The following is a 15,704-nucleotide window of genomic DNA, read 5'->3' as shown; positions in this document are numbered from 1 at the left end:
CGGTGCTTCACCGTCGTGAGTGCTTCCTGCCTGGAGCGTGCTCCGGTGATCTGTCGGTCGGGCACGGGGGCCTGCGGTCTGCCGGGTTCCATGGACAGTACCGGCGCCCGACCTGCGTCGATGCGCTGCGCCGATGGGCGCGTGAGGTTCACGGTAGGAGCGCCAGCGCCTCTTCGGTGTTGTGTTCGGCGATCGTCCGCATGAACGGCCGGTCGGGGAAGTCTCCGTCGAGGAGCCGCAATGGACCGGCCACCAGCGACAGGCGCATCGCGAGCATGAACAGATCGAGCCGTCGCGGATCGAGACCGGGCCGCGCCAGTGCCGCGTATCGCTCGCCGAAGCGGAGCCGGAGGAAGACATGCTCCCACTCCACGTCGAAGTACATCAGACCCTCGATGTCGATCAGCACGGCGTGCCCGTCACCGTCGACCAGGACGTGGTCGGGCCCCAGCTCTCCGTGGATCAGTCCGTACTCCGCGCGCGGGGCCACCCGCGCGGCCAGCTCCCGCAGCCGGTCGCCCAGCGCATCGGCCGCTGCGGCGATCCTGTCGTCTCGGCCCGCCGCTTCCTCCAGGTCTCGGAGAGCACGATCGAGCACCAGAGCCTCACACGAGGCCGCGACATCCTGCTCCAGCAGGTCGACGCGGCCGTACCGGGGGGAGCGGCGGCCGTGCATCGCCTTGAGCATCCCGGCGAGGTCACCCAGGGCTGATCCCGCGCGCCCGGGATCAGTGTCGAAGAGCCCTTCGAGGGGGCCGCCGCAGACGTCCTCGACCACGGCGACGTCAGCCCGATAGCGGCGTCGGCCGCCATCGGCCAGGAGGAGCTGTGGAACCCGTACCCCCAGGCTGTCCAGGCTCCGCTGCGCGGCGAGAAACGGCACCAGCCCGGACGCCGGTGCGAGCGGGTCGGCGGTGCCGACCTCGTCCACAGCGGGCCAGAAGTTCTCCGTGTCGGCCCAGACGTACACGACCACAGTCGCCATGCGGGTTCCGTCGACGTGGACCCGGTAGACGCCCTTCTTGCTCCCCCCGCGTAGCCGGTCCACTCCGACAACGCGGCACCCCGAACCCAACGCGTCACGCACGAGTCCGGACAGGTCTTCGATCCCTGCGAATCTCCGCATCCCCACAACCTAGTGAAGGCGTCGGATACGCCGGCACATCACGGGAGCCGGACACAGGAAAGCGACCCGCCGATCACCGCATACTCGTCGGGTACCCACTACGGCGGGTGTGGCGGGTGACGTCAGGCAGGGCGGGGTCGCGGGGTGGGAACTTGGCCCTGACGGCAATGGCGGGCGACGTGAGGTAGGGGTCGTGGGGTGCGTCGTTCGCGGGGGCCGGGCGGTCTCGGGGTTCCCGCGTCGGGGCGATCTCCGGGGTCGTCGCGGCGGGGTGGGGCGAGGGGAGTGGCGCTCGGAGAACGTCCTTCAGCCGGTACGGCGGGAGGCGGGTGGGGGCGGCTGCGCCGTAACGGTGATGGCGGGTTGCTCGGGCGGCAGGTGTGTGAGGCGGCCTGCCATAGCGGAGACGGCGCGTTGTGGTCGTGCCGCGACGGCGGCGCGGGGGGTGACGGCGGGTGTGGCACGGCTGCCGTGGTGGAGGCCGCCGGCCACAACGGAGGCGAGGGAGACGGCGGGGCGGTCGGGTCAGGCGTGGCTGATCTCAGGTGGGGTGGTGAGGCGGATGGTCGGTGCGGCGCGGAGTGAGCGCTGGATCCCCGTGACGTCCCGGACCGTGATCGCGCACAGCGCCGCCGCCACCGCCGTGACCCCCAGTTCGGCCACCCCGAGCCCGGTCAGCTCACCAGGGCTGGTGTCCAGCAGCCGGAACCCGACCATCGCGGCGCTGGCCACCGTGCTCAGCCACCACGCACCCAGCAGCACGAGCCACCGCCCGCGCCGGTCGAACGGCGGACGAGACCCGCGCCACACGTCGTCGGCGACGACGAACGGTGCGATCAGGTTGATCCCCGGCACCAGCCACGCCGCCAGCGCGGGCGCGGCGGGCGCGGTCGGCGCGTTGGCCTGCCGGGCGCGGACGAGCCAGGTCAGGTAGGCGACGGCGGCCGCCACGGTGGTGCCCGCCAGCAGCATCATGAGGACGGCGAAGACGGTCACCGCCCCCACGACCGCCTCGGAGTCGCGCGCCTGCCCGCCGAGCGCGGCGATCTGGCCGGCGAGCCGCTGCCCGCGCACCTGCTCGAAGACGACCAGGGCGCCCAGGGAGAGGACCTGCGCGGAGAGCGTCAGGTAGACGGCGGACGCGGCTCCCGTCGGCGGTGTCTGGACAGCGCGCACGTGTTTCTCCCCTGGTCATGCGGCTGGTTCGTTCGATTAACTTGTATCCAGGCGGGGGTGGAATTAATCAGCTCACGACACCGGATTCCCACGCCCAAGCCGCGATCTCCCCACGGTTGCGCACGCCGAGTTTCGCCTGGATGCTCCCGAGATGCGTCTTCACGGTGGACAGTGACACGAACAACTCCGCCGCCACCTCCTGGTTGGTCCTGCCGCGCGCGACGAGCCGGACCACGTCGAGTTCCCGCTCGGTCAGCGGCACGTCCGGCATCGCGGCGGTCCCGCGCGGCCGTGCGAGGTGCTGCAGCAGCCGTACGGTCACCGACGGCGACACCAGCGCGTCCCCCGTCACCGCCGCCCGGATGGCCTCGATCAGCAGCACCGGCCCGCTGTCCTTCAGCAGGAACCCGGTGGCTCCGGCGCGCAGCGCCCCGTACACGTACTCGTCCAGGTCGAAGGTGGTGACGATCACGATCCGCATCGGGTTCTCGACGCCGGGACCGGCGAGGGCGCGGGTCACCTCCAGCCCGTCGAGCTTGGGCATGCGGATGTCGAGCAGGCACACGTCGGGCCGCAGCCGCCGCGCCTGCGCGACCGCCTCGGCGCCGTCGGCGACGGCCGCGACCACCTCCATGTCGGGCTGGGCGTCCAGAATCATCTTGAAGCCGGTACGCACCAGCTCCTGGTCGTCGGCGATGAGTACGCGAATAGTCACGCGTCAACTCTAGGATCAGCCGTTCGGCCGAGGGCAAACCCGACGCTCGGCCGATCCGGCGGCCGGTGCCCGCTCGGGAAGCTGTTCGGCATGAACGACGTAATCGTGGGCAGCGCCCTCACCAAGCGCTTCGGCCAGACGGTGGCCCTCGGCGGTGTGGACATCGCGGTGCGCGGCGGTGAGGCGGTCGCGATCATGGGCCCGAGCGGGTCGGGCAAGTCGACGCTGCTCCACTGCCTGGCCGGGATCATGAAGCCGGACGACGGGGAGGTGCACCTGCTCGGACAGCGCATCGACGCGATGGGCGAGCGCAAGCGCAGCGCGCTGCGCCGTACCCGGTTCGGGTTCGTCTTCCAGTTCGGGCAGTTGCTGCCGGAGCTCCCGGCGGAGGAGAACGTGGCGCTGCCGCTCATGCTGGGCGGGGTGAGCAGGCAGCAGGCCGTACGGCAGGCCAGGGAGTGGTTCGGCCCGCTCGGACTGCAGGGCATGGAGACGCGCCGCCCCGGCGAGCTGTCCGGCGGGCAGGCGCAGCGGGTGGCGATCGCCCGCGCGCTGGTGACCAAGCCCGCCGTGGTGTTCGCGGACGAGCCGACGGGCGCGCTCGACCAGAGCACGGGACACGACACGATGCGCCTGCTCGTGGAGGCCACCAAGCACAACGGCGCCTGCCTGATCGTGGTCACCCACGACCCGAACGTGGCGGCCGCCTGTGACCGCACGGTCGAGGTCCGCGACGGCCGCCTGCTCGCGCACGGGGTGGCACGATGACGAACCTGCTCGCCCTGTCCTGGCGGCTGCTGCGCGGCGGGGGCCGTCGCGGCCTGCTCGGCACCTGGCTCACGCTCGGCGCGGTCGCCGTGTCCACCGCGTTGCTGCTGTTCGCCGTCGCGGCCAACTACGCCTTCGACGCCAGAGGCGAGCGCAGCGCCTGGCGCAACCCGGTCGCGACCGCCGGGAAGACGACTTCCGGGAAAACGACCGCCGTCCTGGCGACGCGCACCGACCAGGTCCGGGATCTGCCGATCACGGTGGTGGACCTCGCGGCGCTCACCCCGGAGGCGCCCGTGCCGCCGGGGCTGCAGAGGTTCCCGAAGCCGGGCGAGGCGTGGCTGTCGCAGGGGCTCGCCGACCTCGCGAAGGAGCTTCCCGCGAACGAGCTCGCGGCCCGCTTCCCCAAGCCCACCGGGATCCTCGGCGACGAGGCGCTCGTCCACCCGGGCGAACTCGTCGCCGTGATCGGGCATCGGCCGAACGACCCGGTGATGACCAGCCCGCGCTCCGAGCAGCAGATCACCGGCGTCTCTCCCACCAAGGTCGCCGACCTGAAGGGCGAGCCGTTGGAGGACGCCGAGATGTACTCGGTCCTCGCCCTGATCGCGAGCGTGCTCATGGTCGTGCCGCTGCTGGTGTTCGGGGGCGCCGCGGCCCGGCTCACGGTCGCCCGCCGCGATCAGCGCCTGGCCGCGCTGCGGCTGATCGGGGCCACTCCGGGCCAGGTCGTCGGCATGACGGTGGCCGAGGCCGTCATCGTCGCCTTCGCGGGCGCGCTCGCCGGGACCGCCGCGTTCGCGCTGGCGACGCCGCTGCTGGGCCGGATCGAGATCGCCGGAGGCGGCTGGTTCGCCGGTGACCTGTGGCCGCCGGTGTACGTGGTCGCCGCGCTGCTGGTGGCCGTCCCGCTGCTCGTCGGCCTGTCGGCCGTCGCCGGGCTGCGCCGGGTGGTGGTGAGCCCGCTCGGCGTCGCCAAGCGGGAGACGCCGCCCGGCATGCGGTTCGTCCGCGTCCTCGCGCTGGTGGGCGCGCTCGCGATGGTGTCCACCCTCAGCCCGGCCGTCGGCCTGACGGTGATCGTGATCGTGCTGTCCCTCGCCTTCCTGTGCATCAATCTGGTCGGCCCGTGGGTGGTCGCCCTCATCGGACGGATCACCGCCGCGGGGGCCAGGGGGCCGGTGCGGCTGCTCGCGGGCCGCCGCCTGGTGGACGACCCCCGCTCCGCGTGGCGTACGGTCAGCGGGGTCGCGCTCACCGGCTTCGTCGCGGGCTTCCTCGGCCTGCTCAGCCCGGCCTCCATCACCCCCGACGAGGGTCCGCCCCAGATGTCGGTCGTGGCCACCGCCGCCGAGCCCCGCGAGCTGGTGCCCGAGGTCCGCGCGCGCCTGGCCGAGGCCGATGTGACCGCCACAGTGAAGGCCGAGAAGGACGCCGTCGTCGCGGCGCTCGGCTCGCTCGCCGACGCGGCCACCGTGGACCGAGCGCGTACCGCTCTCAGCGGGATCTCGCCCGGCATCAGCCCGGCCGGGCGCGCGGACAGCGACCTGTTCGGGGTGCGGCTGCTGGGCGACGTGCGGGTGGGGACCGTCATCGTGCTGTCGGTGTCGTTCCTGGTGGCGATCGCGAGCGCGGGCATCACCGCCGCCTCCTCGGTGCTCGACCGGCGCCAGACGTACGCGCTGCTGCGTCTGGCCGGTACGCCGCTGGAGGTCCTCGACCGGGCCCGCCGCTCGGAGACGCTGATCCCGCTGGCGGCCATGGGCGGCGGCGCGATCGCCGTGGGCGCGTTCTGCGCGATGCCGTTCATGATGGGCGCCCCGAACGTCACCGGCCTGATCACGCTGGTGGTGTGCGTGGTGGTCGGGTTCGGCGGCGTCCTCGGGGCAGGGGCGCTGAGTCGGCCGCTGCTCCGCTCGGTGACCGCCGACCCGGCCCCCAGGCCCGACTAGGCCCGGCGGGCAGGGTGACGCCGAAGGCCGACCCGGGCACCGAGGCCGGGCGAAGGTTCCTGATCAGCCGAGCACCAGGTCGCGGACCGTTCGCAGGGAGTCCTCGTCGCGCGGGCCCATCACGAGCAGGTTCGTGACCGGGCTGCGGTGCCAGGGCTCCAGCCGTTCCCTGATCCGGCCGGGCGGTCCCACCAGTGAGATGCCGTCGGCCAGCTCGTCGGGGACCGCGCGGAAGGCGGCCTCCTTCTGGCCGGACAGGTACAGCGACTGGACGCGCTCCGCCGCCTCTGCGAAGCCCATCCGGCCGATGATGTCGGCGTGGAAGTTGCGGCCCTTCGCGCCCATCCCGCCGATGTACAGCGTGAGCATCAGCTTGACGCCGTCGAGGGCGGCACGCAGGTCGTCGGTGACGATGACGACGACCATGGCGGCGACGTCGAAGCCGGGCGGGCGCTCGCGCAGCGCCTCGCCGTACATCTCCTCGATCTTGGAGGGGAAGGCGAACAGCGGCAGCCAGCCCTGCGCGATCTCGGCGGCGAGCGCCACGTTCTTCGGGCCCTCGGCGCCGAGGTAGACGGGGATGTCGGGGCGCAGCGGGTGGGTGATGAGCTTGAGGGGCTTGCCGAGTCCGCCGGGCAGGGGGAGCGGGTGGTGGGGGCCGGGGGCGGTCACGGGTTCCTCGCGGCGCCAGATCCTGCGCATGATCTCGACGTACTCGCGGGTGCGCGCGAGAGGGGCGGCGAACGGCTGGCCGTACCAGCCTTCGACGACCTGGGGGCCGGAGGCGCCGACGCCGAGCAGCAGCCGTCCGCCGGTGAGGTGGTCGAGGGTCATCGCGGTCATCGCCGTGGCGGCCGGGGTGCGGGCCGACAACTGGGCGACGGAGGTGCCGAGCTTGATCCGGCTGGTACGGGCCCCGTACCAGGCCAGCGGGGTGAAGGCGTCGCTGCCGTAGGCTTCCGCCGTCCACACGGAGTCGTAACCGAGTCGCTCCGCCGCGAGCACCGTCTCAGTGGCGTCATCGGCGTATCGCTGCCAGTAGCCGAGGTTGAGCCCGAGCCTCATGGCACCTCCGAATGATGTTCTAGTGTCGATACATGATCTTTCGGGGAAGTCTGAGCTGTGGTCAAGGGTCTGTTCCGCCTCGCCTGCCTGCTGCCGCTGCTGCTCCCGGCGGTGGTGGAGCCGACCGTTGCCTCCGGCCAGGCACGGGCGCCGAAGCCCAACATCGTCTTCGTGCTCGTGGACGACCTGGAGTCCGGCGTGCTCGGCCACTTCCCCAACATCACCCGCGAACTGGTCGACCAGGGCGTCTCCTTCGACCGTTTCTTCGTGACGAACTCGTGGTGCTGCCCGTCGCGTACCTCGATGCTGCGTTCGCAGTACGTGCACAGTCACGGCGTCCTCACCAACACCGCCCCGGAAGGGGGTTTTGAGAAGTTTTACCGGACAAATCTGGAACGATCCACTATCGGGACCTGGATGCAGGCGGCGGGCTACCGGACCGCGCTCATGGGCAAGTTCCTCAACCACTACCCGGGCGGCGCCACCCCGCCCACCTACGTGCCGCCAGGCTGGAACGACTGGCGGGTGCCCGTGCGCAACCTGTACGAGGAATACGGCTACCAGCTCAACGAGAACGGCAACCTGGTCGACTACGGCTGGTCGGAGCAGGACTACCTGTCCGACGTGCTCACCGCGCGGGCCCAGTCGTTCATCACCGCCTCGAAGGACCCCTTCTTCCTCTTCCTGGCCCCGATCGCCCCGCACAACCCGGCCAACCCCGCCGTACGGCACTCCGCCGCCTTCCCCGACGCGCAGGCCCCCCGTACCCCCAACTACGACCAGCCGGACGTCGAGCGGGAGCCCCTCTGGCTGCGCTCCCAGCCCAGGCTCACCCGCCGGGCCGAGGAGCGCGTGGACGAGCGCTACCGGGCCAGGCTGCGGGCGATGCTCGGCGTGGACGACATGGTCGGCGCGCTCGTCCAGACGCTGCGCTCATCGGGCAAACTCGCCGACACCTATGTGTTCTTCGCCTCCGACAACGGCTTCCACCTGGGCACACACCGGCTCAGGCAGGGCAAGACGACCCCGTTCGAGGAGGCCATCCGGGTGCCGATGGTGGTCAGGGGCCCCGGCGTGCCGTCGGCCACCACGGTCAGCGAGCTCACCGCCACCCTGGACCTGCCGCAGACCTTCGCCGCCCTCGGCGGGGCGCGGGCGCCCGCCTTCACCGAGGGGCGCTCGCTGGTGCCGTTCCTGAAGGGCAGGGTGCCGCAGGAGTGGCGGCGCAACGTGCTGGTCGAGTTCTACCGGCCGCTGAACCGGGCCTCGGCCAGGCAGACGCCCGTGCCCGACTACCAGGCGCTGCGGACGAAGACCCACACCTACGTCGAGTACGTCACGGGCGAACGGCAGCTCTACGACCTGGACCGGGATCCGTACCAGCTCTACAACGTCGCAGACAGCGCCCCGCCGGGGCTGATCGACCGGTTGCAGGCCCGCCTGCATGCGATGCGCGCCTGCTCAGGCGCCTCCTGCCGGGTCGCGGACACGATGGAGTGAGAATTCACGAGGCAGGGTCACCGGCGCGACGGAACGACGACTCACAAAGCCGGGGCGCGGGCAGCCGCCCCGCCCGGTAGGCACCCGGCGAGACGCCCATGACCGACCGGAAGTCGGCGCCCATGTGTGACTGGTCGTAGTAGCCCGCCTCGGCCGCCAGTTCGGCCCACGGCTGCCCGCCCGCGAGGACATGCCGCACGCGCCCGATCCGGGTGAACCGCTTGGGTGACACGCCGACCCCGTCGGCGAACACCTCGCGCAGGTGCCGCTCGCTCACCCCGAGCTCGCGCGCCACCTGCCGGACCCCGGGGGACGGCCCGGCCAGCAGGCGGGCGGCGTCGCCGACCAGCCTGGCCCGGTCCGGTCCGGTGCCTTCGGCGAGCCGTTCGGCGAGGGCCGCCCGCAGCCGGGCCAGCGCCGCCGCCCGGCCGAAGCGGTCCATGTCGTCCGACAGCCGCTCGGACAGCTCGTCGGCCCGCCGTCCCCACAGCTCGGCCAGGGGGACGACCCGGTCGACCAGGCCGCTCAGCGGCACGCCCAGCAGCGGGCGGGCCTGCCCGACCGGCAGGCGGATCGCGACGCAGGCCGACGGGCGGTCGGGGATCAGGTAGGCGGCCCTGGTCTGCGGGCCGAGCACGACGAGGTCGCCCAGCTTGAAGGCGACAGTCGGCGCGGGGTCGGGCGTGCGGACGTGGACGGTGCTCATCGCCGATCATCAACGCAGGCGGGGTGCCGTTTCTTCCTATAGTGCGGCCCTTCGCTGCTGCGAACGTGGTCCGCATGATTCTGGTAACCGGTGCCACGGGCACCATCGGAAGCGCGGTGATCCGGCGGCTGGCCGAGCGGGGCGCTCCCGCCCGCTCGATGGTCAGGGACCTGTCGCGGGCGAGCGGCCCCGCCGTACTGGGGGACTTCGAACGGCCGGACACCCTGCGGGCGGCGGCCGAGGGCGCGGAGGCGGTGCTGCTGGTGACGCCCTTCGGCGCGGGCCTCGCCGAGCACGACCGCGCCATGGTACGGGCGGCGGAGGCGGCGGGCGTACGCAGGATCGTCAAGATCTCCGCCATCGGCGCGGAGGACACGGGCGACCTCATGGACGTGCGTACCATGCACGCGGCGGGGGAACTGGCCGTGACCTCCTCCGCTCTCACCTGGACGATCCTGCGCCCGTCCATGTTCGCCACGAACGCCCTGGGCTGGGCGGAGGGCATCCGCGCCGGTCTGCCCGTGCAGAACATGACGGGCAAGGGGCGGCAGGGGATCATCGACCCGGGCGACATCGCCGACGTGGCGGTCGAGGCGCTGACCTCGGCCGGTCACGGCGGCCGGATCTACACGCTGACCGGCCCCCACCTGCTGTCCACCGCCGACCAGGTCGAGCTGATCGGCAAGGCCGCCGGGCGGGCGGCGACGACGGTGGACGTGCCTCCGGCGCAGGCCCGCGCCCAGTTGCTGGAGATGGGCGCGGACCCGGTGTTCGTCGAGGTCGCCATGACCGGCTGGGGTTTCGTCGCGGGCGGCGGCAACGAGATCGTCACGACGGACGTCAGCGACGTACTGGGCCGCCCGGCCACGTCGTTCGCGGCCTGGGCCGAGACGAACGCGGCGGCGTTCACCGGTCAGCCCGGGTCTTCGGCCGATCCGGGCGGGAAGAGCGCCGGGTAGGCGTGGGCGAGGTGGTCGCCGACGGCGCGGGCCGCCTCGTCCGGCGCCCCGGACTCGACGGCGGCCAGGATGCGCCGGTGGCCGTCCTGGAGTACGGAGGTGTCGCCGAGCGCCTCGACGGCCTCGATCGCATAGCGGCGCACGGCCTCGCGGATGGATCGCATGATCGCGGAGATCAGCCGGTTGCCGGAGGCGTCGGCGAGGGCGCAGTGGAAGGCCGTGTCGTGCTCGACGAACTCCTCGGCGGAGCCCGCGGCCTCCATCCCGGCCAGGGCCGCCCGCATCGCCCCGGTGTCGGCGCCGGTGTCGGCGCCGGTCTCTGCGGCCCGTACGGCGGCCCAGCGCTCGATCATCAACCGGGTGTCGACGACCTCGCGCAGCTCCAGGCTGGCCAGGCCGAGGTGCAGCCGCAGCAGGTCGGTGAGGGCCGCGTCGGGCCGGGAGGTGAGGACGGCCCCGGCGTCCGGGCCCCGTCCGGCCTGGGAGGAGAGCACGCCGAGCGTCTCCAGCACGCGCAGCGCCTCGCGCACGGACGAGCGGCCGACCTGGAGTTGCTCGGCCAGTTGCCGCTCGCCGGGCAGGCGGTCGCCGATGCGCATGCCGTCCTCGACGATGCGGTGCTCGATCCGGGCGAGCACCTCCTCGAACGTGCGCGTGCGCTTGACGGGGGCCCACTTGTCTGCCATATGGTCAGACCATACTTTGGTCAGACCATAAGGGGAAGCCGTGCGGGTCGCGCTGTTCGTCACCTGTGTGAACGACACCCTGTTTCCGGGCACCGGGCGTGCCGTCGTCACCCTGCTGCGCAGGCTCGGCTGCGAGGTCGACTTCCCGGCCGCGCAGACCTGCTGCGGCCAGATGCACGTCAACACCGGTTACCGCGAGGAGGGTGTGCGGCTGGCCCGCCGCTTCACCGAGGTCTTCGCCGGGTACGACGCAGTGGTCACACCCTCGGGCTCGTGCGCGGCGATGGTCCGCGAGCAGTACCCGAGACTGGTACGGCCGGGCAGCAGGGGCGCGGTGGCCGTCGCGGAGGTGGCGCCCCGGGTGTACGACCTGTCGGAGTTCCTGCTCGACGTCCTGCAAGTAGACGACGTAGGCGCATATTTCCCGCACCGGGTGACATATCACCCGACGTGTCATTCGTTGCGCGGGATCCGCGTCGGCGACCGGCCCGCCCGCCTGCTCCGCAAGGTGCGCGGCCTCGACCTGGTCCCGCTCGGCGCGGCCGACGAGTGCTGCGGCTTCGGCGGCACCTTCAGCGTCAAGAACCCGGCGATCTCCGCCGCCATGTGCGCCGACAAGGTCCGCAACGTGCTCGACACCGGCGCCGAGGTGCTCTGCGCCGCCGACAACTCCTGCCTCATGCACATCGGCGGCACCCTGCGCCGCCAGCGGTCCGGGGTACGGATCATGCACCTGGCCGAGATCCTGGCCGCGACGGAGGAACGATGAGCGGCACCTTCCTCGGCATGCCCGGCGGCTTCCCCGCCAACGCGGCCGAGGCCGTACAGGACAGTCAACTCCGCTACAACCTCCGCAAAGCCACCCACACCATCCGCGACAAGCGCCTGCGCGCCGTCGCCGAACTGCCCGACTGGCAGGAACTGCGCGCGGCGGGCGCGGCCGTCAAGGACCACACGCTGCGCCACCTCGACCGCTACCTGGAGCAGATGGAGGCGGCGGTCGTCCGCAACGGCGGACACGTCCACTGGGCCCGCGACGCCGCCGAGGCCAACCGGATCGTCACCGGCCTGGTCAAGGCGACCGGCGAGAGCGAGGTCGTCAAGGTCAAGTCGATGGCCACCCAGGAGATCGGCCTCAACGAGCACCTGGCCGGCGAGGGCATCACCGCCTACGAGACCGACCTCGCCGAGCTGATCGTGCAACTCGGCGACGACTTCCCGTCCCACTTCCTGGTGCCCGCCATCCACCGCAACCGCTCGGAGATCCGCGAGATCTTCCTGCGGAAGATGGCCGAATGGGGCCGCCCCGCGCCGGAGAACCTGACCGACGAGCCCGCCGCGCTCGCCGAGGCCGCCCGGCTGCACCTGCGCGAACGCTTCCTGCGCAGCAAGGTCGCGGTCTCCGGCGCCAACTTCATGATCGCCGAGACCGGCACGTGCGTGGTCCTGGAGTCCGAGGGCAACGGCCGTATGTGCCTGACCCTGCCGCAGACCCTGATCAGCGTGGTCGGCATCGAGAAGCTGCTGCCCGCCTGGCGCGATCTGGAGATCTTCCTGCAACTGCTGCCGCGCAGTTCCACGGCCGAGCGGATGAATCCGTACACCTCGACCTGGACCGGCTCGGCGGAGGGCCAGGACTTCCACCTGGTGCTGCTCGACAACGGCCGCACCGACGTCCTGGCCGACGCCGTCGGCCGCCAGGCGCTCCGCTGCATCCGCTGCTCGGCCTGCCTCAACGTGTGCCCGGTCTACGAACGGGCGGGCGGGCACGCCTACGGCTCGGTCTACCCGGGACCGATCGGGGCGATCCTGACGCCGCTGCTGCGCGGGATGACGACGGAGATCGACGCGTCGCTGCCGTACGCGTCCTCGCTCTGCGGCGCCTGCTTCGACGCCTGCCCGGTCGCGATCGACATCCCCGAGGTGCTCGTCGATCTGCGGGCCAAGGCGCCGCACGCCCGCACCGAGCGCGCGGCCATGAAGGCCGCCGGTTGGGTGCTCGACTCCCCGGTACGGCTGGCCCGCGCCCAGCGCCTGGCCACCCGCTTCCGAGGGCTCGCACCCAAGAAGCTGCCCGGCCCCCTGTCGGCGTGGACCGACACCAGGGACCTGCCGGAGATACCCGAAGAGTCGTTCAGAGAATGGTGGGAGCGCGATGGGCGCGCGTGAGGACATCCTGGGCCGCGTCCGAGCGGCCGTGAAGAACGCGCCGCAGGTCGCGATCCAGCGCGATTACCGCACGTCCTGGCCGGTCGAGGACCTGGTCGGGCTGTTCGCGGAACGCGCCGGCGACTACCGGGCCGACGTGCGCGTCGTGGCCCGCGACGCGGCGGAGGAGACGATCGCACGGCTGACGGCGGGGCGGGCGGTCATCGTGCCGGACGGCCTGCCGTACGCGGTGCCCGACCCCTGGACCGGCCCCCTGGAGGAGGCGGGCGGCGTCGTCACGGCGTGCGCCGTCGCCATCGCCGAGACCGGCACCGTCGTCCTCGACTGCGGCCCCGGGCAGGGACGGCGGGCGCAGACGCTGGTGCCCGACTACCACCTGTGCGTGGTCACGGCCGACCAGATCGTGGCGGGCGTCCCGGAGGCGGTGGCCCGCCTCGACCCGGCCCGGCCGCTCACCTGGATCAGCGGCCCCTCCGCCACCAGCGACATCGAACTCAACCGGGTCGAGGGCGTCCACGGCCCCCGCACCCTCGACATCCTCGTCGTCACCTGAGCCGCCTCTTGAGCACGGCCGTCACCTGAGCACGGCCGCCACGTCGCCGAGCTGGGGGCAGAACCACAGCTCCGCGTCCGTCATGGCGGCCGCCCTGGCGAGCGCCGAGTCGGCGCGCTCCGGGACGGGGTGCTCCACGCCCCAGCCCAGCAGTTCCTCCCGCGTGGTGGCCAGTTGGGTGCCGCCCTTGCCGATCCACGCGGGCACGTCCAGCTCGCCCGGCGTCAGGACCGCCTGCGCCCGCCCCTCCCTTAGCGCGTGCCCGACCTGGTGCAGGCCGGTCGGCCCAGCGGCGTCGAAGTGCCGGTACAGCAGCTCCTGGCGGCGTTGCTCGATCCAGGCGTCCAGGGCGACGACGGCGTCGCCGCGACAACCCTCCCGGTCGGTACGGTCGCCCTGCTCGACCATCAGCACCCGGTCGGCCGCCTTGGTGCCTAGCCGGTCGCACAGCGCCGAGCGCGCGGCGGGCTCGCCGGCGAGGAGCACCAGTTCGGCGCCGATCCGCCGTACCTGCTCGTCGATCTCGGCGGCCACCAGCCCGGCGCCCAGCTCCCAGGCGTCGAAGCGGCGCCGCGACCAGCCGCCTCTGGCGGTCCTGTGCAGCAGCCACGGCACCGCCGCCTCCGGCGAGGTGCGCGGCGAGCCGCCGCCGACGACGGTCACCTCCGCGCCCGCGTGGTCGGCGATCACCCGCACGTGCGGGACGTTCTCCCCGCGCGCCGCCAGCATCGGCGTCACCCGGGGCAGCGGCGACCAATGGGCCAGCTCGGGCCCGGCCCCGCCGGGCAGCGCCTCCGACAGCACGACGTCACCGTGCGCGGCGAACACCGCGTGGCCGGGCTCGGCCCGTTCCTGCAACGCCTCCAGCGAAGCGGGATCGGCGCCGCCGAGCCCCCCGATCAGCTCGTGCGGCCCCCGGCCGGCGGCCAGATAGAGCGAGGCGTACGGTCCCTGGCGTTCGTACAGCGGACGGATGAAGTCCAACCGCACCGCTCACCACCCCTTTCGTGAAATCTCACCCCTTTCCCCTTTTGTCCCTACCCCTGGCCCATCGGCCAAACGTCGGGGTCCATCCCATAAGGCCCCCGCCCGCGACAGCCGGGCATGGGGCGGTTCCCGGCCCATCGGGCAAACGTCGGGCGCCATCTCTTCCGGCGGCGCGGGAAAGCGGCCACCCTGGAAACGTGAGCATCACGGTCATCGGGCGCGACGGCCCCGAACTGCCCTCCTCTGCCGCCGCCCGGCTGCGCGCGGCCGCCCTGGTCGTCGGACCCGCCCCCGCGAGTGAGATCGTCCAGGCCATCGACGACCATCTCGAACAGGGCGAAGGGCCGGCCGTGGTGCTCGCGGACGGCGACCCCGGCCTGTTCGGCGCGGTCCGCGCACTACGCGAGCGCGGCATCAGGCCAGAGGTCATCCCAGCCGCCCCACTCGTCACCCGCGCCTTCGCCAAAGCCGGGCTGAACTGGGAGGACGCCCTGATCGTAGCCCCGGCGGGCGCGCACCGGCTGGCCCGCGCCGTCAACGCCTGCCGGGCCCACCCCAAGGTCGCCGTCCTGTGCGCGGACGGCGTCGGCCCCGCCGAACTCGCCAGGCAACTCGCGCCCACCACCCCGCGCGCCCTGATCGTCTGCGAGGACCTCGGCGGCCCCGGCGAACGCGTCACCCACAGCCGCCTCGGCGAGGCCACCACCCGGCCCTGGCGCGACCCGGACGTGGTGATCGTCCTCGACCCGCTCCACCGCTCGGAGGAACCCGTATGGCTGGCGGGCGCGCAGCCGGGGCCGCCGGAGTGGGCGCTTCCGTTCGCCACTGGCCTGCCGCCGGAGGTCAGGGCGTTCGTGCTGGCCAGGCTCGGACCCCGGGTCGGCGACCTGATCTGGGACGTCGGCGCGGGCCACGGCGAGATCGCCGTCGAGTGCGCCAGGCTCGGCGCGGCCGTCTTCGCCGTCGAACGCGACCACGACCGCTGCGCCGCCCTGCGCGCGAACGTCCTGCGCCACGCCGTCAAGGTCGCCCTCACCAGGGGCCTGGCGCCGCCCGCGCTCGAACCGCTGCCCGACCCCGACGCCGTGTACGTCGGCGGCGGCGGGCCCGAGGTGATCGCCGCCTGCGCCGCGCGCCGTCCCCGCGCGCTCGTGTGCGCGCTGCCCGACCCGGAGGCCGCCCGCGCCGCGCTCGCCATGCTCGCCGGGCTCGGCCACCCGGCGCAGGCCACCCGGATCCAGGCCGCCAGACTGCTGCCGGAGGGCGGTGAAGAGGCCGCCGACCCGGTGTTCGTCGTCCACGCTCGCGCAGGGTGACCTGTCGCTCACCGCCGCGCATCGGT

The 15,704-nt window shown here is 72.8% G+C and carries 15 protein-coding genes; 8 read left to right on the top strand and 7 right to left on the bottom strand.

The window, feature by feature from the left end; all coding sequences use genetic code 11:
• Positions 1-148: 148 nt before the first annotated feature.
• The 3 genes from ABD120_RS04310 to ABD120_RS04300 form a co-directional block, all read right to left on the bottom strand.
• Positions 149-985: a phosphotransferase gene (locus ABD120_RS04310; RefSeq protein WP_343948360.1), complete on the bottom strand. Its 837-nt coding sequence runs from the start codon at positions 983-985 to the stop codon at positions 149-151.
• Positions 986-1,651: 666 nt separating this feature from the next.
• Complete coding sequence (locus ABD120_RS04305) at positions 1,652-2,302, bottom strand: DUF4328 domain-containing protein (protein WP_343948359.1); 651 nt, start codon at positions 2,300-2,302, stop codon at positions 1,652-1,654.
• Positions 2,303-2,369: 67 nt separating this feature from the next.
• Positions 2,370-3,017 (bottom strand): response regulator, encoded by a 648-nt coding sequence (locus ABD120_RS04300; protein WP_343948358.1) that lies wholly within the window; start codon positions 3,015-3,017, stop codon positions 2,370-2,372.
• A 90-nt stretch (positions 3,018-3,107) separates the two neighbouring features.
• On the opposite strand from ABD120_RS04300, the gene ABD120_RS04295 reads away from it, so the two are divergent.
• Entirely contained in the window at positions 3,108-3,785 is a 678-nt protein-coding gene (locus tag ABD120_RS04295) for an ABC transporter ATP-binding protein (RefSeq protein WP_343948357.1), read from the top strand.
• Complete coding sequence (locus ABD120_RS04290) at positions 3,782-5,737, top strand: FtsX-like permease family protein (protein WP_343948356.1); 1,956 nt, start codon at positions 3,782-3,784, stop codon at positions 5,735-5,737. Before ABD120_RS04295 ends, ABD120_RS04290 begins: the two co-directional genes overlap by 4 nt.
• A gap of 63 nt (positions 5,738-5,800) precedes the next feature.
• Here the strand turns inward: ABD120_RS04290 and ABD120_RS04285 are convergent, their stop codons facing one another.
• Positions 5,801-6,802 (bottom strand): LLM class F420-dependent oxidoreductase, encoded by a 1,002-nt coding sequence (locus ABD120_RS04285; RefSeq protein WP_343948355.1) that lies wholly within the window; start codon positions 6,800-6,802, stop codon positions 5,801-5,803.
• 57 nt (positions 6,803-6,859) lie between these two features.
• Here ABD120_RS04285 and ABD120_RS04280 point away from each other — a divergent pair, with 57 nt between their 5' ends.
• Positions 6,860-8,302 carry a sulfatase family protein gene (locus ABD120_RS04280; RefSeq protein ID WP_343948354.1) on the top strand — a complete coding sequence of 481 codons (1,443 nt, stop codon included), beginning with the start codon at positions 6,860-6,862 and terminating at the stop codon, positions 8,300-8,302.
• Between the two features lie 4 nt (positions 8,303-8,306).
• On the opposite strand, the gene ABD120_RS04275 is transcribed toward ABD120_RS04280, so the two are convergent.
• A complete protein-coding gene (locus ABD120_RS04275) occupies positions 8,307-9,008 on the bottom strand; it encodes a helix-turn-helix domain-containing protein (RefSeq protein ID WP_343948353.1) in 702 nt (233 codons plus the stop codon).
• A 74-nt stretch (positions 9,009-9,082) separates the two neighbouring features.
• Here ABD120_RS04275 and ABD120_RS04270 point away from each other — a divergent pair, with 74 nt between their 5' ends.
• Entirely contained in the window at positions 9,083-9,967 is an 885-nt protein-coding gene (locus tag ABD120_RS04270) for an NAD(P)H-binding protein (RefSeq protein ID WP_343948352.1), read from the top strand.
• Here ABD120_RS04270 and ABD120_RS04265 read toward each other — a convergent pair.
• On the bottom strand, positions 9,922-10,653 hold the full coding sequence (locus tag ABD120_RS04265) for a FadR/GntR family transcriptional regulator (RefSeq protein WP_343948351.1): 732 nt from the start codon (positions 10,651-10,653) through the stop codon (positions 9,922-9,924). The two genes, ABD120_RS04270 and ABD120_RS04265, sit on opposite strands and share 46 nt — an antisense overlap.
• Positions 10,654-10,693: 40 nt before the next feature.
• On the opposite strand from ABD120_RS04265, the gene ABD120_RS04260 reads away from it, so the two are divergent.
• The 3 genes from ABD120_RS04260 to ABD120_RS04250 are packed head-to-tail and all read left to right on the top strand — an operon-like array spanning position 10,694 to position 13,375.
• Positions 10,694-11,422, top strand: coding sequence for a (Fe-S)-binding protein (locus tag ABD120_RS04260; protein WP_343948350.1), 729 nt, complete (start codon positions 10,694-10,696; stop codon positions 11,420-11,422).
• Positions 11,419-12,822 carry a lactate utilization protein B gene (locus ABD120_RS04255; RefSeq protein ID WP_343948349.1) on the top strand — a complete coding sequence of 468 codons (1,404 nt, stop codon included), beginning with the start codon at positions 11,419-11,421 and terminating at the stop codon, positions 12,820-12,822. The genes ABD120_RS04260 and ABD120_RS04255 overlap by 4 nt, the downstream gene beginning before the upstream one ends.
• Positions 12,809-13,375, top strand: coding sequence for a LutC/YkgG family protein (locus tag ABD120_RS04250; RefSeq protein ID WP_343948348.1), 567 nt, complete (start codon positions 12,809-12,811; stop codon positions 13,373-13,375). Before ABD120_RS04255 ends, ABD120_RS04250 begins: the two co-directional genes overlap by 14 nt.
• A gap of 21 nt (positions 13,376-13,396) precedes the next feature.
• Here ABD120_RS04250 and ABD120_RS04245 read toward each other — a convergent pair whose 3' ends face one another.
• Positions 13,397-14,365, bottom strand: coding sequence for a baeRF2 domain-containing protein (locus ABD120_RS04245; RefSeq protein WP_343948347.1), 969 nt, complete (start codon positions 14,363-14,365; stop codon positions 13,397-13,399).
• Positions 14,366-14,559: 194 nt separating this feature from the next.
• Between ABD120_RS04245 and ABD120_RS04240 the strand changes: the two genes are divergently transcribed.
• Positions 14,560-15,678: a bifunctional cobalt-precorrin-7 (C(5))-methyltransferase/cobalt-precorrin-6B (C(15))-methyltransferase gene (locus ABD120_RS04240; protein WP_343948346.1), complete on the top strand. Its 1,119-nt coding sequence runs from the start codon at positions 14,560-14,562 to the stop codon at positions 15,676-15,678.
• The last annotated feature ends 26 nt before the right edge of the window (positions 15,679-15,704 follow it).

This window comes from Nonomuraea longicatena, from assembly GCF_039525605.1.
GTDB classification, from domain to species: domain Bacteria; phylum Actinomycetota; class Actinomycetes; order Streptosporangiales; family Streptosporangiaceae; genus Nonomuraea; species Nonomuraea longicatena.
This window is presented reverse-complemented; position numbering and strand designations above follow the sequence as displayed.

What these genes read in the sequence shown, in the direction of transcription:
- ABD120_RS04250 (WP_343948348.1), top strand. Translation starts at nt 12,809, where the DNA reads ATGGGCGCGCGTGAGGACATCCTGGGCCGCGTCCGAGCGGCCGTGAAG.
- ABD120_RS04265 (WP_343948351.1), bottom strand. Translation starts at nt 10,653, where the DNA reads ATGGCAGACAAGTGGGCCCCCGTCAAGCGCACGCGCACGTTCGAGGAG.
- ABD120_RS04270 (WP_343948352.1), top strand. Translation starts at nt 9,083, where the DNA reads ATGATTCTGGTAACCGGTGCCACGGGCACCATCGGAAGCGCGGTGATC.
- ABD120_RS04310 (WP_343948360.1), bottom strand. Translation starts at nt 985, where the DNA reads ATGGCGACTGTGGTCGTGTACGTCTGGGCCGACACGGAGAACTTCTGG.
- ABD120_RS04255 (WP_343948349.1), top strand. Translation starts at nt 11,419, where the DNA reads ATGAGCGGCACCTTCCTCGGCATGCCCGGCGGCTTCCCCGCCAACGCG.
- ABD120_RS04275 (WP_343948353.1), bottom strand. Translation starts at nt 9,008, where the DNA reads ATGAGCACCGTCCACGTCCGCACGCCCGACCCCGCGCCGACTGTCGCC.
- ABD120_RS04290 (WP_343948356.1), top strand. Translation starts at nt 3,782, where the DNA reads ATGACGAACCTGCTCGCCCTGTCCTGGCGGCTGCTGCGCGGCGGGGGC.
- ABD120_RS04295 (WP_343948357.1), top strand. Translation starts at nt 3,108, where the DNA reads ATGAACGACGTAATCGTGGGCAGCGCCCTCACCAAGCGCTTCGGCCAG.
- ABD120_RS04285 (WP_343948355.1), bottom strand. Translation starts at nt 6,802, where the DNA reads ATGAGGCTCGGGCTCAACCTCGGCTACTGGCAGCGATACGCCGATGAC.